At 39.5% G+C, this 23,346-nt stretch carries 23 protein-coding genes; all 23 read right to left on the bottom strand.

Annotated elements, in window-relative coordinates:
• Positions 1-24: 24 nt before the first annotated feature.
• The 23 genes from hslU to smc all read right to left on the bottom strand — a co-directional run bounded on the left by hslU (position 25) and on the right by smc (position 23,270).
• Positions 25-1,419: an HslU--HslV peptidase ATPase subunit gene (hslU, locus tag ACFW35_RS10325; protein ID WP_379833793.1), complete on the bottom strand. Its 1,395-nt coding sequence runs from the start codon at positions 1,417-1,419 to the stop codon at positions 25-27.
• A gap of 25 nt (positions 1,420-1,444) precedes the next feature.
• The gene (gene hslV / locus ACFW35_RS10330; protein WP_066289386.1) at positions 1,445-1,984 is read right to left on the bottom strand and encodes an ATP-dependent protease subunit HslV; all 540 of its coding nucleotides are present in this window, start codon (positions 1,982-1,984) and stop codon (positions 1,445-1,447) included.
• Between the two features lie 25 nt (positions 1,985-2,009).
• Positions 2,010-2,912, bottom strand: coding sequence for a tyrosine recombinase XerC (xerC, locus tag ACFW35_RS10335; RefSeq protein WP_379845541.1), 903 nt, complete (start codon positions 2,910-2,912; stop codon positions 2,010-2,012).
• Between the two features lie 61 nt (positions 2,913-2,973).
• Entirely contained in the window at positions 2,974-4,281 is a 1,308-nt protein-coding gene (gene trmFO / locus ACFW35_RS10340; protein WP_379845542.1) for an FADH(2)-oxidizing methylenetetrahydrofolate--tRNA-(uracil(54)-C(5))-methyltransferase TrmFO, read from the bottom strand.
• A gap of 11 nt (positions 4,282-4,292) precedes the next feature.
• The gene (topA, locus tag ACFW35_RS10345; protein ID WP_379845544.1) at positions 4,293-6,368 is read right to left on the bottom strand and encodes a type I DNA topoisomerase; all 2,076 of its coding nucleotides are present in this window, start codon (positions 6,366-6,368) and stop codon (positions 4,293-4,295) included.
• Between the two features lie 99 nt (positions 6,369-6,467).
• A complete protein-coding gene (dprA, locus tag ACFW35_RS10350) occupies positions 6,468-7,334 on the bottom strand; it encodes a DNA-processing protein DprA (RefSeq protein ID WP_379845545.1) in 867 nt (288 codons plus the stop codon).
• Positions 7,335-7,438: 104 nt separating this feature from the next.
• A complete protein-coding gene (gene sucD / locus ACFW35_RS10355; protein ID WP_379845547.1) occupies positions 7,439-8,362 on the bottom strand; it encodes a succinate--CoA ligase subunit alpha in 924 nt (307 codons plus the stop codon).
• Between the two features lie 37 nt (positions 8,363-8,399).
• Entirely contained in the window at positions 8,400-9,560 is a 1,161-nt protein-coding gene (gene sucC / locus ACFW35_RS10360) for an ADP-forming succinate--CoA ligase subunit beta (RefSeq protein ID WP_379845548.1), read from the bottom strand.
• A gap of 201 nt (positions 9,561-9,761) precedes the next feature.
• Positions 9,762-9,920, bottom strand: coding sequence for a small, acid-soluble spore protein, alpha/beta type (locus tag ACFW35_RS10365; protein WP_379845550.1), 159 nt, complete (start codon positions 9,918-9,920; stop codon positions 9,762-9,764).
• A 52-nt stretch (positions 9,921-9,972) separates the two neighbouring features.
• Positions 9,973-10,239 carry an EscU/YscU/HrcU family type III secretion system export apparatus switch protein gene (locus ACFW35_RS10370; RefSeq protein ID WP_379845551.1) on the bottom strand — a complete coding sequence of 89 codons (267 nt, stop codon included), beginning with the start codon at positions 10,237-10,239 and terminating at the stop codon, positions 9,973-9,975.
• A complete protein-coding gene (locus ACFW35_RS10375; RefSeq protein WP_379845553.1) occupies positions 10,236-11,693 on the bottom strand; it encodes a DUF6240 domain-containing protein in 1,458 nt (485 codons plus the stop codon). Before ACFW35_RS10375 ends, ACFW35_RS10370 begins: the two co-directional genes overlap by 4 nt.
• Before the next feature lies 1 nt (position 11,694).
• Positions 11,695-12,480, bottom strand: coding sequence for a ribonuclease HII (locus ACFW35_RS10380; RefSeq protein ID WP_379845554.1), 786 nt, complete (start codon positions 12,478-12,480; stop codon positions 11,695-11,697).
• Between the two features lie 110 nt (positions 12,481-12,590).
• Positions 12,591-13,451 carry a ribosome biogenesis GTPase YlqF gene (gene ylqF, locus ACFW35_RS10385; RefSeq protein WP_379833779.1) on the bottom strand — a complete coding sequence of 287 codons (861 nt, stop codon included), beginning with the start codon at positions 13,449-13,451 and terminating at the stop codon, positions 12,591-12,593.
• An 11-nt stretch (positions 13,452-13,462) separates the two neighbouring features.
• Positions 13,463-14,014, bottom strand: a complete 552-nt coding sequence (lepB, locus tag ACFW35_RS10390) for a signal peptidase I (RefSeq protein ID WP_379845556.1) — start codon at positions 14,012-14,014, stop codon at positions 13,463-13,465.
• Between the two features lie 84 nt (positions 14,015-14,098).
• Positions 14,099-14,443, bottom strand: coding sequence for a 50S ribosomal protein L19 (gene rplS / locus ACFW35_RS10395; protein WP_066289359.1), 345 nt, complete (start codon positions 14,441-14,443; stop codon positions 14,099-14,101).
• Between the two features lie 113 nt (positions 14,444-14,556).
• Positions 14,557-15,297, bottom strand: a complete 741-nt coding sequence (gene trmD / locus ACFW35_RS10400) for a tRNA (guanosine(37)-N1)-methyltransferase TrmD (RefSeq protein ID WP_379845558.1) — start codon at positions 15,295-15,297, stop codon at positions 14,557-14,559.
• Entirely contained in the window at positions 15,298-15,813 is a 516-nt protein-coding gene (gene rimM / locus ACFW35_RS10405) for a ribosome maturation factor RimM (protein WP_379833774.1), read from the bottom strand.
• A gap of 391 nt (positions 15,814-16,204) precedes the next feature.
• A complete protein-coding gene (locus tag ACFW35_RS10410; protein WP_077361335.1) occupies positions 16,205-16,432 on the bottom strand; it encodes a KH domain-containing protein in 228 nt (75 codons plus the stop codon).
• Between the two features lie 21 nt (positions 16,433-16,453).
• Positions 16,454-16,726: a 30S ribosomal protein S16 gene (gene rpsP / locus ACFW35_RS10415; protein ID WP_066393596.1), complete on the bottom strand. Its 273-nt coding sequence runs from the start codon at positions 16,724-16,726 to the stop codon at positions 16,454-16,456.
• A gap of 82 nt (positions 16,727-16,808) precedes the next feature.
• A complete protein-coding gene (ffh, locus tag ACFW35_RS10420; RefSeq protein ID WP_379845560.1) occupies positions 16,809-18,155 on the bottom strand; it encodes a signal recognition particle protein in 1,347 nt (448 codons plus the stop codon).
• A gap of 15 nt (positions 18,156-18,170) precedes the next feature.
• Positions 18,171-18,494 (bottom strand): putative DNA-binding protein, encoded by a 324-nt coding sequence (locus ACFW35_RS10425; RefSeq protein WP_130295710.1) that lies wholly within the window; start codon positions 18,492-18,494, stop codon positions 18,171-18,173.
• A gap of 207 nt (positions 18,495-18,701) precedes the next feature.
• Positions 18,702-19,691: a signal recognition particle-docking protein FtsY gene (gene ftsY / locus ACFW35_RS10430; protein WP_379845562.1), complete on the bottom strand. Its 990-nt coding sequence runs from the start codon at positions 19,689-19,691 to the stop codon at positions 18,702-18,704.
• A 12-nt stretch (positions 19,692-19,703) separates the two neighbouring features.
• On the bottom strand, positions 19,704-23,270 hold the full coding sequence (gene smc / locus ACFW35_RS10435) for a chromosome segregation protein SMC (protein ID WP_379845564.1): 3,567 nt from the start codon (positions 23,268-23,270) through the stop codon (positions 19,704-19,706).
• Positions 23,271-23,346: the final 76 nt, after the last annotated feature.

The following is a 23,346-nucleotide window of genomic DNA, read 5'->3' on the forward strand; positions in this document are numbered from 1 at the left end:
TGTATTTCTTCCTCCTAGTGCATCCTATAAAATATATTGGCTTAAATCCTTATTCTTTGCGATATTAGCCAGTTTTTCTTCTACATACTCGGGTGTAATGGTAATTTGATCTAAACTGATATCAGGCGCTTCAAAAGACAAGTCTTCGAGTAAGCGCTCCAATATGGTATGAAGTCTTCTTGCACCTATATTGTCGGTGTCTTGATTGACTTCAAATGCGATACTTGCAATCTTAGCAATAGCATCGTCAGAAAATTCAACATTTATACCTTCTGTACTTAATAGAGCTTTGTACTGTTTTACAATCGCATTATCAGGCTCTATTAATATACGTGTAAAATCTTCAACAGACAAGCTATTTAATTCTACCCGGATTGGGAATCTTCCTTGAAGCTCGGGAATGAGATCTGAAGGTTTTGCCATGTGAAAAGCTCCTGCTGCAATAAAAAGTATATGATCAGTCTTAATTGAACCATATTTCGTCATTACAGTGGATCCTTCTACTATCGGAAGGATATCCCTTTGAACACCTTCTCTGCTGACATCTGCAGAATTTTGATTCTTGCCGGCAATCTTATCAATCTCATCTATAAATATAATACCTGTTTGTTCTGTCTTATAAACAGCTTCACTCGTTACGTCATCCATATCAATCAATTTTGCTGCTTCGTCCTGTGTCAGAACTTTCCTCGCTTCACGAACAGTAAGCTTTCTTTTTTTCTTTTTCTTAGGCATAATCCCGCCCAGCATGTCTTGCATATTCATCCCTACCTGTTCAAGGCCAGAGCCTTGAAACATATCAAGCATTGAAGGGTTTTGCTCATCTACTTCCACTGTTACAAGATGATCTTCCATTTCTCCAAGAGCTAATTTTTGAGCCATTTGATTTCGTTTTTGCTTTAAGTTCCCTTCGTCATCCTGCTGTGCTGACTGTTCCTGGTTTTGATTCCCTCCCCCAAAAAACATTTCAAGAGGGTTTTTATAGTTTGTTTCTGTTTTTTTACCAGGTACGAGAAGTTCTACTAAACGCTTATTAGCATTCTGCTCAGCCTTGTCTTTGACTTCATTCATTTTCAGCTCTTTCACAAGCCTCACAGATGTTTCAACCAGGTCACGAACCATGGAATCGACATCACGTCCGACATAGCCGACTTCAGTAAATTTCGTAGCTTCTATTTTAATAAATGGGGCTTGAGCAAGTTTGGCAAGCCTTCTTGCAATTTCTGTTTTACCGACACCAGTCGGACCAATCATTAAAATATTTTTTGGAGAAACCTCATCGCGAAGTTTATCATCCAGGAGGCTTCTTCTGTAACGGTTTCTAAGGGCCACCGCCACTGCTTTTTTAGCATCTTTTTGTCCAATAATGTATTGATCGAGTTTTTCAACGATCTGCCTTGGAGTTAGTTGACTGTTCAAACAAAATCACTCCTTATATAGGATTTTACAGTTCTTCTAATACGATCTCCGTATTTGTGTAGACACAAATCTCGCCGGCTGTTTGCAATGAAGCGAGCGCTATTTCTTTAGCAGAAAGCTGAGGAGCATTATTTTTCAATGCTCTTCCAGCTGCAAGAGCATAATTTCCGCCTGAGCCAATAGCAAGAATGCCGTCATCAGGTTCAATGACTTCACCTGTTCCTGAAATTAGCAGCATATGCTCAGTGTTCATTACGATCAGCAATGCTTCGAGTTTTCTTAAAACTTGATCAGTACGCCATTCTTTTGCCATTTCAACAGATGCACGCTGTAAGTTGCCGCTGTATTCTTCAAGTTTGCTTTCAAATTTCTCATAAAGAGTAAATGCATCTGCTACAGAACCCGCAAAACCAGCAAGTACTTTCCCGCCATACAGCTTTCTCACTTTTTTGGCAGTATGTTTCATCACGACTGCATTGCCGAAAGTCACCTGGCCATCTCCAGTCATTGCAGCTTCCCCATTGTGCTGAATAGCAAAGATTGTGGTTGCATGAAAAGTTGACATCGAAAAATCCCTCCCTTTTTGTTTTTTATGCTCGAGGATGCGCATTATTATAGATTTTTTTCAAATGGTCTTTCGTTACGTGTGTATAGACTTGTGTAGATGATAGCTGTGAGTGTCCCAGCAGTTCCTGTACTGCTCTTAAGTCTGCACCTTCATTGAGCATGTGCGTCGCGAAAGTATGCCTTAAAACGTGTGGACTGATATGTATATTGAGCGACGATTCTTCAATGATTTTATTCAATATGTTTCTTACGCTTCTCGGACTTAAAGGTTCCCCTTTATAATTTAAAAACAGGGAATCTGTTTTATTTTCTGTTTTTTCAAGTAAAAGTTTGCGTCCATCGCTGATATATTTTTCTAACGCTTCCTTGGCAAAAGAACCGATAGGAACATATCTTTCCTTTTTTCCTTTCCCCTTAACTAATGCAGCCTCTACAAAAAGGTCAAGATCCTTCAATTGCAGTTTGCAGCATTCGCTTACACGTATACCCGTACCATACAGCAATTCGAGAATGGCCTGGTTTCTTTGTCCGATTGGGGTGCTGATGTCAGACACGTTAAAAAGCTTCTCCAACTCTTTTTCATAAAGAAATTGAGGAAGCATTTTTGCTTTTTTAGGCAGAGAGGCCATTGCAAAAGGATTTAGTTCCACGATTTTTTCCCGATTTAAGAAACGGTAAAAACTTCTCATGGAAGAAATCTTTCTAGCAACAGTATTTCTCGCATACTTCTTTTCATGAAGGGTCACGAGATAATGTCTGACTAAAACATAAGAAACAGCAGCGAATCCTTCGATTGCTTGCTGTTTCAAAAAAGAAGTAAAATCATTAATATCTTTTTCATAGTGTTCAATCGTATATGGTGAACTGTTCTTCTCAATCATCAAGTAATTAAGAAAATCCACCACGAGCTGGCGTTCTGATTCCATTCCATACACCTCACAAAGCCCCTAAATCGTATCACAACTTAGGGGCTAAAGCAATAGATGTTCACAAATTTGTTATAAAATTCTGAATTGTTTCCAATGCGCGTTCTGCAATTGCCGTGTTTCTTTCCTGCTTGTTTTTAATCCTTTTTTCAAGCGGAGGCATCAATCCGAAGTTTGCATTCATCGGCTGGAAATTATCAGGATTTGCAGTCGTAATATAATAAGCCATACTTCCAATTGCAGTTTCTCTAGGAAAAACAGCTAGCTCTTCGCCTTTTACTAGTTTTGCTGCATTTATGCCAGCGATCAGTCCAGATGCAGCACTTTCCACATATCCTTCAACACCTGTCATCTGCCCTGCAAAGAAAAGATCATCTCTTTCTTTTAGCTGATATGTGTCTTTTAAGAGTTTAGGTGAATTTAAGAATGTGTTGCGGTGCATAACACCGTAACGTACAACCTCTGCATTTTCTAAACCGGGAATAAGCTGAATAAGCTCTTTTTGCGGTCCCCATTTCAAGTGTGTTTGAAACCCAACAATATTATATAGCGTCCCTGCACTATTGTCTTGCCTTAACTGAACAACAGCATATGGGATCTTTCCTGTTTTCGGGTCTTCAAGGCCCACGGGTTTCATCGGTCCGAAAAGAAGAGTCTTCTTTCCTCGCTTAGCCATTACTTCAACAGGCATACAACCCTCAAAAAAGATTTCTTTTTCAAACTCTTTCAAAGGAACAGTTTCTGAAGAGATAAGAGCTTCGTAAAAACGGTCGAATTCATCTTCTGTCATCGGACAGTTTAAATAAGCTGCTTCACCTTTATCATAGCGAGATTTCAAATAGACCTTATCCATATTGATACTATCCACTTCAATGATAGGTGCTGCAGCATCGTAAAAATATAAATATTCTTCGCCAGTTAAAGAATTTAAAGCTTTTGATAAATTATCAGAAGTTAAAGGACCGGTAGCGATAATTGTCGGTCCATCAGGAATTTCTGTTACTTCTTCTGTTATTACTTCTACATTAGGATGATTCTTAACGCGTTCTGTTACAAGCCCTGCAAATTCGTGACGGTCGACAGCTAATGCTCCGCCTGCAGGAACTGCACAATCATCTGCAGATGAAATGATAACGGAATTCAATTTTCTCATTTCTTCTTTTAATACACCAACAGCATTTGTTAATGTATTTGCCCGCAATGAGTTTGAACATACAAGCTCTGCAAATTTTTCAGTGTGATGAGCCGGTGTCTGTCTAACCGGTCTCATCTCATATAATTTAACTTTTATTCCTCGGCTTGCGATCTGCCAAGCAGCTTCACTGCCGGCAAGACCCGCTCCGATTACGTTAACATGTTGGTGGCTCATGGAAAAACTCCTTACTTTGCTTCCTCTTCGGAATAGTCGCAAGACACACATTGAACGACTTTTCCTTTTTTCGTTTTCTTTTCTACTAGCATACTATTACATTTTGGACATGCTCTTGCAATGGGTTTGTCCCATGAAACGAACTCACAGTCAGGATATCGGTTGCAGCCATAGAAAACTCGTTTCTTTTTGCTTTTTCTTTCGACAATTGATCCTTTATGACAAGAAGGACATTCAACGCCTATATCTTTAACGATTGGCTTGGTGTTTCTGCAATCCGGAAAATTGGAGCATGCCATGAATTTACCGAAGCGGCCCATCTTATAGACCATCTCGTGTCCGCATTTCTCGCAGTTTTCCCCTGCTGGCTCATCTTTAATTTCTACTTTTTGCATTTCTGCTTCTGCAATTTTAAGTTTCTTCTCAAAGTTTTTATAGAATTCATCAATGATCTTGATCCAATCTATATTTCCCTCTTCAACTTCATCGAGATCACTTTCCATCTTGGCAGTAAATTCAACGTTGAATACTTCAGGGAAAAACTCAAGGGTCATCTCTAAGACAAGTTCTCCAAGTTCAGTTGGAACGAATTTCTTGTCGTCTAAAGCAACATAGCCTCTTTTCTGGATCGTATCAAGAGTCGGAGCATAAGTAGAAGGTCTTCCTATACCCAATTCTTCCATCGTCCGTACCAGTCTTGCTTCGGTATAGCGCGGCGGCGGCTGAGTAAAGTGCTGTGTTGGCTCCAAGTCTTTCTTAGCAACCTTCATTCCTTCTTGTACATCAGGAAGGATGCGGTCTTCTTCTTTCTTGCCGTCATCATTGCCCTCTACATATACCTTCATGAATCCAGGGAACTTCACTTTTGACCCTGTTGCACGGAATGTTACACCATTGTTTTGAAGATCTACAGTCATAGTGTCCAGTATTGCAGAAGACATCTGACTTGCCAGAAAACGTTCCCAAATTAGTTTGTAAAGACGGAGCTGATCTCTGGATAAATAGGCTTTCAAATCTTTTGGATGATACATAACTGAAGTAGGACGAATGGCTTCATGTGCATCCTGAGCATTCTTTCCTGCTTTCTTTTCAGCTCTCGAGCTGTTCACGTATTGTTTTCCGAATTCGTTAGCGATAAACTCTGAAGCTTCATTTTTTGCAGTATCAGAGATGCGGGTAGAGTCAGTACGCATATAAGTGATCAAACCGACTGTACCTTCTTTTCCAAGGTCAATCCCTTCATATAACTGCTGTGCGAGCATCATCGTTTTCTTAGCTCTGTAATTAAGCTTTCTAGCAGCTTCCTGCTGCAGGGAAGAAGTGATGAATGGCGGTGAAGGGTTTCTTTTTCGTTCTTTCTTCTGTACAGAATCAATCGTAAAGGATTTTCCTTTAATTTTACTAAGGATATCTTTTACTTCATTTTCATTAGAAAGCTCTTGTTTCTTGCCATTAAGCCCATAGTACTGAGCTTCAAAGTCTTCGCCCGAAGCACTGAATATCCCTTTGATCTTCCAATATTCTTCTGGCTGAAAAGCTTCAATTTCTTTTTCGCGTTCAACAATCAATCGGACTGCTACAGTTTGTACACGTCCTGCACTTAAACCCTTTTTAATTTTCTTCCATAATAGTGGACTGACTTTGTACCCTACAAGTCTGTCAAGAACTCTTCTGGCTTGCTGGGCATCTACTAAGTCCATATTGATTTTTCTCGGTCTCTTAAATGAATCTTTTATCGCAGTTTTAGTAATCTCATTAAATACAACTCGGCAATCAGAATCTAAATCCATCTCTAAACTGTGAGCAAGATGCCATGCGATTGCTTCACCTTCACGATCCGGGTCAGCTGCGAGAAAGATTTGTTTCGCTTTTTTGGCTGCTGTTTTCAAGTCCTTCAGTATTGGACCTTTTCCTCGGATTGTAATGTATTTAGGTTCATAATTTGCTTCTACATCCACGCCGGTCTGGCTTCTGGGCAAATCACGAACATGTCCCATAGATGCTTTTACGTCATATTTGCTCCCTAAATATTTTTTTATTGTCTTTGCTTTTGCGGGAGACTCAACAATGACTAAGTATTTTTCCATTTACAGTTTATCCCCCTTTAAGGGTTTAGTGAAATCTTCCCTATTATTAAATAATGTATCTGCTTTTGTCAAACTGTTTCCTAATTTAAATGAAAACGGTTAAGTCCATTCATTCGCTATATCCTCTGCACACATTACAAGTTTTGCGCCGTTCTGAATCAAGAAATTTGTGCCCGCTGCACAATCTTCTAGGATAGATCCTGGAATGGCAAAGACGTCTCTTCCTTGTTCCAGTGCTTGATCGGCTGTTATGAGCGAACCGCTTTTAGTTCTTGCTTCAGCAACTAGAGTTGCTTTGCCGAGACCGCTAATTATACGGTTACGCAATGGGAAATGCCAGCGTTTTGGCTGAACAAAAGGCGGAAACTCTGAAATAAGAATGCCTTGACTGCTAATTTCTTCTGCCAGTTTGTTATTTTCGGCGGGATATACGCATTTTATTCCAGAACCTAATACTGCAGCGGTTCGCGTTCCATTTACTAGACTTAACCGGTGCGCATATGTATCTATTCCCCTTGCAAGCCCGCTGACGACCACCCATCTATTCTTCAGCAGAGGCGAAAGAACCTTGCTTAACGCACTCAATCCATCAGAACTGGGGTTTCTCGTCCCTACCACACTTATTATTTTATCCTGTTTCAGCGTACTCCAATCTCCTCTTCCATAAAGTACCCATGGGGGATCAAATATTGTTTTCAGGCTAGGCGGATAATCTTCATGAAAATAAGGTATTGCAGATATCGAATTTTTCTTTAAAACATTCATTATGTATGTACTATTCTTTTGATTCATAAAGGTATATAAACGCACTGCCATCTTCTCACTTAATGCAAATGACTTCATCAGGCTCTTAACATCCATTTTAAATATATCAGCTAATTCCGGATCGGCTGTTAAAATATTCTTGAAATGATTCCATGTAAGTCCTTCACAATGATGAAGAAAGATTAAGCGTTCATAATCCAAATCCTTTTCCTCCTCATGAATCAATGTTTATTAAAGTGAAAAAGCTCCCTATTTCTGGGAGCTTCTCACGGTGTTAGAGATGCAGTACACACCTCTTGTGGTATTTATGCTTTTGATGCTTTTTCTTTGTTTGTAACGCAAACGTCGTAAAGATCGTTTTCTTTAAGTGCTTCAACTAAAGTTTCGCCCATTACTGAAGGTGTCGCTGCAACTTTAATTCCGCATGCCTTCATTGTTTTGATCTTTTCGTCAGCAGTACCTTTACCGCCAGAAATAATCGCACCGGCATGACCCATACGTTTTCCTGGTGGTGCTGTTTGTCCGCCGATGAAGCCGACAACAGGTTTAGTCATATTAGCTTTTACCCATTCTGCAGCTTCTTCTTCAGCAGTTCCGCCAATTTCACCAATCATGATTACTGCATACGTATCTTCATCTTCGTTAAACGCCTTTAGAACGTCAATAAAGTCAGTCCCGTTAACTGGGTCTCCACCGATACCAACAGCTGTAGATTGTCCAATTCCGCGCTCTGAGAGCTGATGTACAGCTTCATATGTTAAAGTTCCAGAACGGGAGACAACACCTACGTGTCCTTTAGTGTGGATATAGCCCGGCATTATACCAATCTTACATTCTTCAGGAGTGATTACACCTGGGCAGTTTGGTCCAACTAAGCGAGTCTTCTTGCCTTCCATATAGCGCTTAACTTTTACCATATCCATTACAGGAATACCTTCTGTAATACAAATAGCAAGATCAAGTTCTGCATCAACAGCTTCGATGATTGCTTCCGCAGCAAATGCTGGAGGAACATAAATAACAGAAGCGTTTGCTCCAGTTTCTTTAACTGCATCAGCAACTGTGTTGAATACAGGAAGTCCTTCAACTTCACTTCCGCCTTTACCAGGTGTAACTCCGCCCACAATTTTCGTACCATATTCAAGCATTTGTTTCGTATGGAAAAGACCTACGGAACCTGTAATACCCTGAACGATGACTTTTGTGTCTTTATTTATAAAAATGCTCATGCTTTAAATTCCCATCCTTCCTGCAATGTTTTCTTTATTACTTAACTAATGCGACGATTTTTTCTGCACCGTCAGCCATTGAATCAGCAGCTGTAATATTAAGTCCGGATTCTTTTAAGATCTTTTTGCCAAGATCAACGTTTGTACCTTCTAGACGAACTACTAGAGGCAACTCAAGTCCAACTTGTTTAGTTGCTTCCACAACACCATTTGCAATGATGTCACATTTCATGATACCGCCAAAGATGTTAACGAAAATCCCTTTAACATTTTTGTCAGAAAGAATAATCTTGAATGCTTCAGTTACTTTCTCAGTTGTAGCGCCGCCCCCAACGTCAAGGAAGTTAGCGGGGTCTCCGCCATAATGCTTAATGATGTCCATTGTAGCCATTGCTAGTCCAGCACCATTAACCATACATCCGATATTTCCATCAAGTGAGATATAGCTTAGATCATATTTAGATGCTTCAATTTCTTTTGGATCTTCTTCTTCTAAATCTCTGTATTCTAAGATGTCTTTATGACGGTATAAAGCATTTGAATCGAAGTTCATTTTCGCATCAAGTGCCATTACGCTGCCGTCTCCAGTAACAACTAATGGGTTAATTTCAGCGATAGAGCAGTCTTTTTCTACGAATGCAGTATATAATCCCATCATGAACTTCACTGCTTTGCCTACAAGTTCAGTTGGAATGTTAATGTTATAAGCTAAACGTCTTGCCTGGAATGCTTGAAGACCGATTGCAGGGTCAATTACTTCTTTGAAGATTTTTTCAGGCGTTTTTTCTGCCACTTCTTCAATTTCAGTACCGCCTTCTTCAGATCCCATCATAACTACACTGGAAGTTGCACGATCAAGCACAAGACCAATGTAATATTCCTTTTTAATGTCACAGCCTTCCTCGATAAGTAAGCGCTTAACTTCCTTACCTTCTGGGCCAGTTTGGTGAGTTACTAGAACTTTACCTAAAATTTCATTTGCGTATGTACGCACTTCTTCAATATTCTTGGCAACTTTTACGCCACCCGCTTTACCGCGGCCGCCTGCATGAATCTGTGCTTTTACAACAGATACAGCGCTCCCCAGCTCTTTAGCAGCTTCTACAGCTTCTTCAACTGAAAATGCCACTTTTCCGTTTGGAACAGCCACACCATATTTTCTAAGTATCTCTTTACCTTGGTATTCGTGGATATTCATTTACTCTCCATCCTCCTATCATGGTGAAAACTTAAAGTACCGTTATCATTGTATAAGACCAAGCGTCTTATGTCTACTATTCTTCAGAAAATTGCAAGCGCATACAGGTTTTATGCCCAAATAAAAAACCAAAACCTTCATGATTCGGTTTTGGTTTTACTGCTTTTTGCCATTGGAAAATAGGAGCTTCCAAAGCTTATTTCATTTGTTTTTCTCGTTTTTCTGTTTTTTTATTAGCTTAGGTGTAATTGCTTCTTTTTCCGCAGCAGGACGGTACAGTCCAAATTCTTCAGCCATCTCTTCTCTAAATTGATTAACTAATTGCTCAGATTGTTGTACTACAAGTTTGTTTTTTGGCATTGTGCACACTCCTTTATGTTAGCAATGCCCGTTTAAGCAAGAATTATGTTTGTCATTTCGCTTCTTGATCGATTTGATAGATAAAAGCAAAAAGTTCAGCAACTACTTCATACAGCTCCTCTGGAATGCTTTCATCGATTTCTAATTTTGATAATAAGTGCACAAGTGAAGGGTCTTCCTGAATCGGGATATTGTGCTCTGATGCGGTTTGAACGATACGGTCAGCCGTTTCACCTTTTCCTTTTGCCGTAACCTTGGGAGAACTTGATTCTTCGGGATTATATTTAAGTGCTACAGCTTCTTTTATGTTTTTCTTCATATACGCATATCCATCCCTTTATATCCTGTGTTTGACTCAGGGCTTTTTATTTCATTTTTTGGTTTTTGTGCAAAAGTTATTGAAGATAGCATATAGTTCATTTCACTTAAGCTTTTCTTTAATGATGGAAGAAATGCTTTTGAAAGATTCTCGATTTGTGGATGACCGCTGAAAACCTTTAAAGACAAAATTCTGTTTTGAATTTGAACATCAACAGCAATGTCTTTTAAATTTTTCATCTCCAGCCAAAACACCATTCTGCAATGGTCCGGGTCTAATGATTGACCGTTTTGTTTTTTCCCTTCCCATCGGATTGAAATCTCTCTTGGGTTTTCATTCTGCCCAAGTGGAATCTGCAAAACAAACTGATGCAGGTGTTCGTTAGCTGGAATGTTTTGAATCTGCTGGCTCGAAAGTTTGTTGAGCGCTTGTTCAGCCTTTAGTGAGATACTTTCAGGCAGTCCAAGTGATTCTAAATTTTGTTTTAAAGTCATAATGAGTGATTTTAAGGTTTCTGTTTGTGTTACTTGCAAGGGATCTTTCAATAAATTCCTTTCGTGCAGCAGCCCTGATTTTAGAAACCATTTTTGAACAGCTTGTAATAAATCATTTGAAGCCTGGCGTTTTATATCATTAACTGAAGCTTCCGCTCTTTGTCCTGCAGGCTGGTTTATTTGGCTTGTTTTTGCTTCATCCTTCGTTTCACTAATAAACCCTTTTATTTCTATACCAGAATTTCCAGGCAAAACTGAGGGTTCTTTTGATACATGTATTGTGTTTGCAGAGCTTGCAGATACTTGTGAACTTTCTTTTGGTTTTGAATGATTGGTTTTAAAGGCATATAAGCTTTGAAGCAGATCCACAGTTTTTGCTATGCTTTTATCTTTATGTACATAGGGTATAAGAGACTCGAACAATTGACGCATCTCTGCTTGATCTGTATTTTTTTGAATACTTGCTATGACTGCATTAACAGAAACTGGCTTAGCTGGGAGCTGAAGTTCTTGCATTCGATGAATGACTTCTTTCCTATCTTTAAAAGGTATGTTTGCTGTAAGCTGAAGGATTACAGCAACCTGTTTAATATTTTCTTTTGTTACAGGCATTTTTTCAGAGACAACAAATTCTGCAGCTTTTTTGTTATTTTCGGTTTGTGGAAGATTTAACTTTTGCAGAATTTGTTCAGTTGTTGATTTTAAAGGATCTACATCTATTTTTTTTAAGATTACTGTCCCGTTTTTGTCCCCTACTTCAAACAAGTAGTGGTTCCCTTTTGTTAAAGGAGCCTCTAATTTGGCATGCAAAGCTGCACCATTATATAAAATTTTTGCCGTTTGATCGGGAAAAATCTCCAAAATTTTAGCCGTTAACAATTGGTTTAGTTTCAGGCTTATGCCTGTTGCTGAATTTTGTTCAAGCGACTGTGGATTGATGATGTTGTTAATGGATAACACCTTATTCACTCCCGGTAAACTGAATAATTTCTCCCACTGGACTAAACGTTTTCCGATGTATATCAGTTGCCCCGAATATTCTCAGCGCTTCTAGATGCTCTTTTGTGCCATAGCCCATATTTGATTTAAAACCATAATGAGGATACATTTGGTCAAGCTTCTTCATGTATCGATCCCGTGTAACTTTTGCAACAATAGAAGCTGCTGCAATAGAGATGCTTTTTTCATCTCCTTTAATAATTTTTAACTGATCGATCGGCAGAGTGATTTCCATAGCATCGATCAAAAGCTGATCTGGCTCTACCTTTAGCTGGCAAACTGCCTCAGTCATGGCAAGTTTAGATGCTTGATAGATGTTGATCTCGTCGATCTTGTCAGGCTGAACTAAATGAACACTATAACTAATTGCATCTGCTGTGATTCTTTCATATAAATCTTCTCGTTTTTTTTCTGATAGTTTTTTGGAGTCATTAATACCATTTAAAATATAGCCATTTGGTAAAATAACGGCTGCAGCTACTACAGGTCCTGCTAACGGACCTCGGCCAACTTCATCGACACCAGCAATAATTTTTTTGCCCTTTGCAATGCATTGCTTTTCAAAACTGCACATGATTTCAAGCCTTCTTAACTCCGCTTCCTCTTCTATTAAACGGCTTGTATATGTTTTAAATAATTTTTTAGCACCTTGTCTATCATCTGAAGCAAGAAGCTTAAGAAGGTCGCTGATTTCTTCGGTAGAACTGTCCCTTAATTTCTGATCCCATTGTTTTATAGATAGCTTCATTTTTATTCACACTCTTTATGTATTATTTATCGGCTCGCTAATCTGTCTTTTAAGACTTTATCGAGTCAAAGAAAACAGGCACATAAAATATACGCGCCTGTTATACCAACTTATTCAGTTATTGCTGATGGCAGTTCATAAGACAAGCGGCCCAATTTTTCTGAACGAAGGTCGCGAAGCACAATCTCTGCTGTTTTTTCAAGATCAACTTCACCACCGCTCATGATGCATCCTCTTTTTTTGCCGATCTCTTCAAATAAACGAAGAGGGTCATCGGGTATGTCTGATAATTTATATCGCTCAACAAGACGTTCTTGATAATGTTCGTTTAAATATTTTACAGCAAATAATACAACTTCTGTAAAATCAAATAACGTTTCTTTAATCGCTCCTGTTACAGCAAGCTTGAGACCTATTGACTGATCCTCAAACTTTGGCCATAGAATACCTGGTGTATCCAGGAGTTCAAGAGTCTTACCTGCTTTGATCCACTGCTGTTTTTTTGTTACGCCTGGCTTATCGCCAGTTACAGCAATGTTCTTACCTGCCATCCTGTTAATAATTGTAGATTTACCGACATTAGGGATCCCAACGATTAAAGCACGAACAGCTCGCGGTTTAACAATTCCTTTTGCTCTCATCTTATCGAACTTTTCTTTTACAAGTTCGTGTGCAATAGGTTCTATTTTTTTTATCCCTTTTCCGTCTTGTGAGTTTATTGCCAGAGATGGAATTCCTTTATCTGAAAAATAGCTTTGCCACATTGACGTTACTTTCGGATCAGCCAGATCTGCTTTGTTCAATAGAACAATACGCGGCTTTTCTCCAAGTATCTCATCTATCATCGGGTTTCGTGAAGCTAATGGAATTCTGGCGTCTACAAGTTCGAATACGACATCGATCATTTTAAGTTTTTCAGTTATTTCCCGGCGCGCTTTTGCCATATGGCCCGGAAACCATTGAATGGTCATGTTATTTCACCCTACTTTACAAATCCTATATCCGATAACGGCCAGAAACGGAATGATGCTTTTCCTAAGATTTCATCTTCATTAACAGTACCTATGTTCCGGCTGTCACTGGAGTCCCGGCGATTATCACCTAGAACAAACAATTGTCCTTCTGGAACCTTCTGTTTAGCTGTCACTTCCAGTAAAGTGAAATCATAAGTGAAATTTCCGTCTTTTGTTTTTTTCTTATATGCTTCTAAGTATTCTTCTTTCACCTTTTTGCCATTCACATAAAGAGTATCATCTTTATACTCAATCGTATCTCCTGGCAAACCAATTACTCTTTTTATGTAATCTTTTTCTTCTGTAGCGTGAAAGACTACAATGTCAAATCTGTTTGGTTCTCCAATCATATAGCTGAACTTATTAACAATTAATCGATCTCCATCATGAAGAGTCGGCATCATTGATTGTCCATCTACTACCACAGGGGCAAAAAGGAAGAACCGGATGATACCTGCCAATAACAATGCTGCAGCTAATGCTTTAATCCATTCCCACGTTTCGTTTTTTGTACGAGCCATTCTTAATCCTCACCATCTGTAGAAATTCCTTACTTATAATATGGAAAAAGGAGCTTGAGTAAGTCAAGCTCCTTTCGAGAATTATTAGCGAATTTCTTTAATACGAGCTGCTTTACCGCGAAGTGCACGCAAGTAGTATAGCTTAGCACGGCGTACTTTACCGCGACGTACAACTTCAAGGTTCGCAATCTTAGGTGAATGTACAGGGAACGCACGCTCCACACCTACACCGTAAGAAATTTTACGAACAGTAAACGTTTCAGAAATCCCAGACCCACGCTTTTTGATAACAACACCTTCAAAAAGCTGGATACGCTCACGAGTACCCTCGATTACTTTCACGTGTACACGTACAGTGTCACCTGAACGGAATTTTGGTAAATCTGATTTTAATTGATCTTTTGCAAGATCTGCAATAAGCTGTTGCATAGTTTATTGCCTCCCTTCCCATAGATGTTCTTGCGTGATTATCAAGCAGCGGAACACCGGATTAAACGGGCATAAGCCACAAACAATATAATACCATATAAATCAGACGAGTATCAAGTTGTTTTATTATCTTTTATTTCTCTAAGCCAATTTTCTTCTTCTTTGGTTAACTCTATGTGCTCCAAGAGATCTGGGCGTCTTTCGTAAGTCCGTTTCAAAGACTCTTTTTTCCGCCATTCTTCAATATTTTTATGGTTTCCAGACATAAGAACATCCGGAACCTTCATACCTCTGAAGTCTGCCGGTCTCGTATATTGAGGGTGTTCTAAAAGACCTGTACTGAATGAATCCTGGAGATGTGATTCTTCTTTTCCAAGCACACCAGGAAGCAATCTAGTTACGGCGTCAATTACTACCATCGCACCAAGTTCTCCGCCTGTTAAGACATAGTCGCCGATTGAAATCTCATCTGTTACTAAATGTTCTCTGATTCGCTCGTCGTAGCCTTCGTAATGGCCGCACAAAAAGATCAGATGCTTTTCTTTAGCAAGTTCTTCCGCCTTCCTTTGAGAGAATCTCTCTCCCTGTGGACATAGCAGTATGACCCTTGGTTTCTCAGATGTGTCTTTCGTTATGGTTTCAACTGCATCAAATAATGGCTGGGGAGTCAACACCATCCCTGCTCCTCCGCCATAAGGGTAATCATCTACATTTCTATGCTTGTTTGTTGAGAATTCGCGGAAATCGAGTACCTGAAACTGAACCGCACTTTTTTCTTGTGCTTTTTTTAAAATAGACTGGCCGAAAACACCTGAAAACATATCTGGAAACAGGCTTAATACATCTATTTTCATTTAGAAAAGTCCTTCTAAAGGTTCGATTGAAATCTTCTTAGCTTCTAAATCAACCGTTTTAACAACGGATGGGATATAGGGTATCAAAATGTCCGAGCCGAACCCTTTGCGTTTTACTACCCACACATCATTTGCACCTGGCGATAAAATTTCTTTCACTTTCCCCAGTTCTTCGCCATCAACCGTAAAAACAGCACACCCAATGATGTCATGATAAAAGAACTCGCCTTCTTCTAAGGACACTTGCTGTTCTTTTGGAACTTTTAACAAATACCCTTTAAAGGGTTCAACATCATTAATGTTGCCTAAACCTTCAAACGTTAGGAGATCAAACTGTTTATGTTTGCGATGAGCTTCAATGGTTACAGGAATAAGGTTTCCTGGTTCTTTTTCTACATATAAAGTATTGCCTATCTTATATCGTTCTTCCGGAAAATCTGTTCTTGAAATAACACGTACTTCTCCTTTGATGCCGTGTGTGTTGACGATTTTTCCGACGTTCAGCCATTTTTCCATGATTTTAAAACCTTCTCTCGTACGACTTATTCTTATTATTATCTAGTCTAAAGTTTATCATAAATGCAATTATGTATACTCTTTTAGCTTCAGCTATTAGAAGTAGTTGATTTAAGTTCCAGGTACTCGCTTTCCGCGAGGCGTGCGGTGAGCCTCCTCAACGCTTTACGCTAACTGAGTCTCACCAGTCCCGCTGGTCCCGCAGGACAAGGAAGGCTTCGACTGCGTTACATCGCACGAAGAAAATATGTTTTTTCATTTTCGAGGAGTCTCGCACCTTCCACTCCAATCAACTTATCAAGGAAGAGTATTCACAAAAGCAATGCCAAAACAACAAGAATTTTCAACCCAACCAATATAAAAAAAGGAAGAGGGAGTCCCTCATCCTTTTTTAAACGATTTCGATTGAAATCCTTTTATTCTGATTCGTGCCTGCTGCATTTACAACGGTACGAATCGCTTTGGCCACTCTTCCTTGTTTGCCGATTACTTTCCCCATATCAGTCTGGTTCACGGATAACTGATAAACAAGGCGGTGTCCTTCTTTTACCTCTTTGACGCTAACTTCTTCTGGGTGATCAACTAGAGCTTTCACAATCGCTTCGATCAACTCTGTCATATCAGTTCCCCTTCGTCAAAATTATTTTTGGTTTTTAGCGTTATGGAATTTCTCCATAAGACCAGCTTTTGAGAATAGGTTACGAACTGTGTCTGATGGCTTCGCACCATTTGTCATCCACTCAAGAGCTTTTTCTTCATTAATTTTAACTTCAGCTGGGTTAGCAACTGGGTTGTAAGTTCCGATCTCTTCGATGAAACGTCCATCACGAGGAGAACGAGAATCTGCTACTACTACACGATAAAAAGGAGCTTTCTTAGCGCCCATGCGTTTTAAACGAATTTTTACTGCCATTATAACTTGCACCTCCGAAAATAGTTCACACAAAATAATATGATAGTATAAATTGACAGGTTTGTAAACCTGAAAATTCAGTTTACATAAAAGGGAATTTAAATCCACCTTTTTTCTTCTTGCCATTCATCATTCCGGACATTTGTTTCATCATTTTCTTCATGTCCTCGAATTGTTTGATAAGGCGGTTTACTTCTTGTACTGATCGTCCGCTGCCTTTAGCGATACGTCTTTTACGGCTGGCATTGATAATCTCAGGCTGTTCTCTTTCATGAAGAGTCATCGAACGAATGATAGCTTCAACGTGACCGATTTGTTTTTCATCGATCTGTACGTTCTTAAGACCTTTCATTTTGTTCGCGCCAGGAAGCATGCCAAGCACTTCATCTAATGGTCCAAGATTCCTTACTTGTCCCATCTGATCAAGAAAATCATCAAATGTGAACGACATATCACGCATCTTCTTCTGAAGGTCACGTGCTTTCTCTTCATCTACTGAGGACTGCGCCTTTTCAATAAGTGTCAGCATGTCGCCCATTCCTAAAATTCTAGAAGCCATTCGATCCGGATGGAACGGCTCAAGAGCATCCATCTTTTCACCAAGACCTACAAATTTAATAGGAAGACCTGTAACAGCTTTGATTGAAAGCGCGGCACCACCGCGTGTGTCGCCATCAAGCTTTGTAAGAATGACACCTGTAATTCCAAGTGCTTCATTAAAACTTTCTGCAACATTCACTGCGTCCTGACCTGTCATCGCATCCACAACAAGGAAAATCTCGTCAGGTTTTGCTGTTTCTTTAACCTGTTTCAATTCATCCATTAGCGTTTCATCAATGTGCAAACGCCCGGCTGTATCAATGAGTACATAGTCATGATGCTCTTCTTGGGCTTTCGCAATCGCTGATTCAGCAATTTTTACGGGACTCACTTGGTCTCCCATTTGAAATACTGGAAAATCAAGCTGTTTTCCGAGTGTTTCTAACTGCTTTATCGCAGCGGGACGGTATATGTCAGCTGCAGCAAGAAGCGGTTTGCGATTTTGTTTTTTACGCAAATGATTCGCAAGCTTTCCTGTAGTAGTTGTTTTACCTGCACCTTGAAGACCAACCATCATAATAACCGTCGGGGGCTTGTTGGAAACAGCAATTTTGCTCTGTTCTCCGCCCATCAATGCTGTAAGTTCATCATTAACCACTTTTACAACTTGCTGTCCAGGTGTCAGGCTTTTTAGTACTTCCTGACCAACTGCACGTTCAGATACCTTTTTCACAAAATCTTTTACCACTTTAAAGTTAACATCCGCCTCAAGAAGAGCAAGGCGTACTTCCCTCATCATTTCCTTTACATCCGCTTCATTTACTTTCCCTTTTCCGCGAATTTTTTGTAAAGTGTTCTGAAGACGGTCGGCTAAACCTTCAAATGCCATCTCACTGAACGCCTCCTATTCCATATTTTCAAGGCGATCGATAATTGCAATTACGTTATCAGGTTCAGTTTTCAGCAGCTCTCTTAAAGATGACAGCAACTGATCACGTTCCTGAAACTTTGCAAAAAGCCCTAACTTCTCTTCGTATTCTTCCAGCATCGCCTCTGTCCGTTTAATATTATCATAAACGGCCTGGCGGCTGACATTATATTGTTCAGCAATTTCACCGAGAGAATAATCGTCTAAATAATATAAGCCCATATAATTCTTTTGCTTAGGGGTTAACAGTGATTGGTAAAAATCAAAAAGATAATTAATTCTCATCGTTTTATCAAGCATACTTTCACAACCCTTGTTAAGTGAAATGCCTTTACGTGAATACTATACAACCATAAAAAATAGATGTCAAGTTTTTTTCTTAACAGAATAACTTGTTGGTATCAGCATTCATTACACTACACATGCTGTAGTGCTCCACTTTTAAGTTAAGATGGATGCAAAGGCTGTAGCTACATAAATTCGATGACCCAAAAAAAAGAAGCAGATTTACTCTGCCTCTTCCTCTTCTGCTCCAGCAAATAATCCGTATACAAACTGTTCCGGATCGAATTCCTGTAGGTCATCAATTTTTTCGCCAAGTCCTACAAATTTCACTGGGATATCCAGTTCGTGGCGGATCGCAAGGACGATTCCGCCTTTTGCTGTTCCATCAAGTTTTGTTAAAACAAGCCCTGTAACATCTGTTGATTGCCCAAATGTTTTAGCCTGGTTCATCGCGTTTTGCCCGGTCGTTGCATCTACAACGAGCAGCACTTCGTGTGGCGCGCCGGGTATTTCGCGTTCGATCACTCGTTTTACTTTTGAAAGTTCGTTCATTAAGTTTACCTTATTTTGGAGTCGGCCGGCTGTATCACATAAAAGCACATCAGCTTTTCTTGATTTGGCTGCCTGTATGCTGTCATAGATTACGGCAGCCGGATCGGCACCTTCATGATGTTTGATAACGTCAACTCCTGCACGCTCTCCCCATACTTCCAGCTGATCGATCGCACCTGCACGGAACGTATCTCCAGCAGCCAGTATAACTTTCTTGCCATCATTTTTGAGCTGGTGGGCTAGTTTCCCAATCGTAGTTGTCTTCCCCACTCCGTTAACACCAACGAATAATATGACTGTCATGCCATCTGCTTGTATATTCAGCTTGTTGTCACTATCATCTTTTTGAAGCATTTCAGCAAGCTTTTCTGTGATCGATGAACGAAGCTCTTGAGGATTCTTAATATTCCTTGTACGAGCAACATCTTTTAGTTCATCAATGATATCAAGTACTGTATGCACTCCCACATCTGCACCGATTAAGATCTCTTCAAGTTCTTCAAAAAACTCTTCATCTACTTTACGATACCTTTTTAACAAGTCATTTACTTTAAATGAAAAAGAACTCCTTGTTTTTTCTAATCCATCTTTAAATTTTTCAGACGAGGATTCTGATGGTTGATTCGAAAATTTTTCTTTTAGCTTCTTTAAAAAACTCACTTTTTTTCCTCCCTACGATGTTACCAGTTCTTTAGTTTCTTCTAAGCGTACTGAGACAAGTTTGGAAACTCCAGATTCCTGCATGGTCACACCATACAACACATCGGCTTCCTCCATTGTACCCTTTCGATGGGTTACAACGATAAACTGTGTTTCTTTGCTAAATGCCCGCAAGTACTTTGCAAAACGGTTAACGTTTGCATCATCCAATGCGGCTTCTACTTCATCCAAAATACAAAACGGAACAGGACGCACTTTAAGGATGGCAAACAAAAGCGCTATTGCAGTTAAAGCACGCTCTCCTCCAGATAACAACCCTAATTGCTGAAGCTTTTTACCAGGAGGCTGCGCCATTATATCAACACCTGTTGCAAGCATGTCGTCTGGCTGAGTCAGCACAAGGTCTGCGCGGCCGCCGCCGAATAACTCTTTGAAGATGACTCCAAAATGCGATCGGATGGATGTAAAGGTTTCTTCAAAACGATTCTTCATTTCTTCATCCATCTCAGAAATTACGCCATACAGTGTATTTTTAGCTTCCATCAGGTCATCCCGTTGTTCTGTAAGGAAATTAAAACGCTGACTGACTCTGTCATATTCCTCAATGGCACCGATGTTTACAACACCAAGCTCTTCAATCGCCATTTTGATCAGCTTTACTTTTCGTTTAGCATCTTCTAACGGCATCTCAAGTTTATGTTTTTGTTTAGCACCTTCATATGACAGTTCATATTCTTCCCGGAGATGGGTCAATCGGGTTTCAAGTTCCACATCAAGTCTGTTTATGCTCACTTCTTCCGATCTTAATCCATCACTCAATTGTTTGTATTGGCGCTTCGCTTCCTTAAGCTCAACTTCCATTTCTTCGATAGAGCGGAATGACTCTGTTCTTTCTTGTCTGCGTTCTGCTATCAGTTTTAATGCAGTATTTTTTTCATGTCTCTTTTGCTTAATCTGTTCATCGAGTGAATCCTCTCCAGACGAGCTTGAATTCATTTCTTCTTCAAGAAGCCAGTAATCTTCCTCAGTTTCCTTGCTTTTTGCACGAACACCTGCAAACTCTTCTTCAATACGCAGACTTTTTTCTTTTTGATTTGCCACTTGCTGCTCAAGTTCGGCAGCTTTAATTTTTAATTGTGTCAAAGTTTCTCTAAGTTCTTCTTTAGAAGACTGATGCATTTTCTTCTTTTCTGTTAAGTCTGCGATTGTTTTCTCCAGTTCATTTCCTGATTTCACTGCTTTCTCAAGCCTCTTCTTAAGATTCGTTAATCTCGTGTCAGCAGCCGATCGCTCAGACTCAAACGTATGTTTTTCACGATCATACAATTGCAGCCTGTCGTTTAAACTCTTTTCTTGAATCTCAATCTCACGCAGATTACTTTTGAGTTCTTGTTCAAGTTCTCGCAGTTGCTCACCTTCAGTTTGAAGACTGTCTAATACTTCTTTGTTTTTTGCAACTTTTGCTTTTAGATTAGTAACTTTTTCTTCTAAGCTAAGAGTTTGTTCCTCCATTGCAGCTAATTTTTCAGTCAGTACTTCAACTTCTCTTTGTCTGCTTAAAAGAGATGAACTCTTCTGTTTTAGGCTTCCCCCAGACATTGAACCGCCTGGGCTGACAACATCCCCTTCAAGAGTAACTATTCGATAGCGATAGTTCACTTGCTTTGCAATCGCATTTGCTCCAGCTAGGTCCTTCGAAATTATAATGTTGCCCAATAAGTTTCCAACTATGTTCTTATACTTTTGATCAAATTGCACGAGGTCAGCTGCGACTCCAACAAAAGAATCAACTGTGCGTGCATTATGAACATCCGCACTTGAAACATTGCGGCTTTTAATTACGTTTAACGGTAAGAATGTTGCTCTGCCAGCTCTTGTTTGTTTTAAGAATTGGATGGCTTTCATTGCGTCCTGTTCGTGATCGACAACAACATGCTGCATAGAAGCCCCTAATGCTGTCTCAATAGCAGTTTCAACCTCAGGCGGAACAGAAAGAAGTTCGGCTACGGCACCTTCAATTCCAGATAACCTCGTCTCTTTCGCCTTTAAGACTTCTTTTACTCCTTGCATAAACCCGGCATATTCATCCTGCATCGATTCTAGCATTTCTTTCTTTGATTTGAATTGCTGGATATACTGATAAGCCTGATACAATTTCTCCTGACTTGAACGGCTTTCTTGTTCTTCTAAAGAAACAGCGGATTTTAAGTACTGGTACTCTTCCTGTTTCTTCTTCAGTTGAGTTTCAGCTTCTTTATAGCTCTTTTCCGCCTGTTCTTTTCTGTTCTTTAATTCTTCCCTTTGCTGAAGATATCTATTGTTTTCTTCATCCAGCCTGCTGCTTTTGAAGTTTTGCTGTTTAGACTGATCATCAATATAACGCATTTCATTTTTGATAGTCGTTTGTTCATTTAGGCGTTCAAAATAATCACTTTTTAGTTTTTCAAGCTCTGCTTCCACATCCATTTCAAGGACAGTCAGACGGCTTTCTTCCTCAGCAACTTGTTTTCGAACAGTTTTCAATTGCTTTTCTTTATCTGCTAAAATACTTTTCTCTGAGAGCAATTGTGTTTCTAATTGTTCTTTTTTTACTTTCAGTTGTTGAATCTGATCTAAAAGTGAAGTTTTATTCTGATCATAGTTCTTCTTTCTCTCTTTTAAAACTTCTTTTTTTCCTTCAAGTTTTTCCAGCGTTTCACTTGCTGAGAGGAGAGCTCCCTGAAGTTCATCAATAGATTCATCCATCGCCTGCATATCAAGTCTCGCTCTTTCAATCGCAGATTCACCCTGCTTAACTTTTACGGAAAGTTCAGATTCTTGTTTCTGTAATTCTGCTACCCATGTTTTTTGTTTTTCCCAGCGTTCGTGAAGGTCTTCTATCTCCTGAACTAGAACAGCAGTCTCAACGATTTCTAATTCCTGCTTCTTCTCAAGATAATCTTTCGCGATAGATGCTTGTATTTTTAGAGGTTCAACCTGCCCTTCAAGTTCATGAAGGATGTCTTCAACCCTGTTTAAGTTTTCCTGAGTTTCAAATAGTTTTTGTTCAGCCTTTTGTTTTCTTGTTTTATATTTTAAAACTCCTGCGGCTTCTTCAAAAATCTTTCTTCTCTCTTCAGATTTACTGCTTAAGATTTCTTCTACCCGGCCTTGTCCAATAATAGAAAAAGCTTCTCTTCCAAGTCCAGAGTCCATGAATAATTCAACAATGTCTTTTAAGCGGCATTGCTGCTTATTGATTAAGTATTCACTATCTCCTGAGCGATAAACTCTTCTTGTAATTGAAATCTCATTATAATCAAGCGGAAGATGCTGGTCTTCGTTATCTAAAGTGAGAGTTACTTCAGCGACATTCAACGGTTTGCGATTTTCGCTGCCGGCAAAAATGATATCCTCCATCTTTGAGCCGCGAAGCGACTTGGCAGACTGTTCGCCGAGCACCCATCTTACAGCATCTGATATATTGCTTTTTCCGCTTCCGTTCGGCCCAACTACAGCAGTTACTCCCTGAACAAATTCTACTTGTATCCGCTCTGCAAATGATTTAAATCCTGCTACATCAATTCGTTTGAGGAACATCTTTAAATCCCCCTTTTTTCCTGCTTTATATAAGCGTTCGTGTTCAAACGGTTATTTCAGTATTTTTAGATTAGGC

The sequence above is a fragment of the Fictibacillus sp. NPDC058756 genome (genome assembly GCF_042746035.1).
GTDB lineage: Bacteria > Bacillota > Bacilli > Bacillales > Fictibacillaceae > Fictibacillus.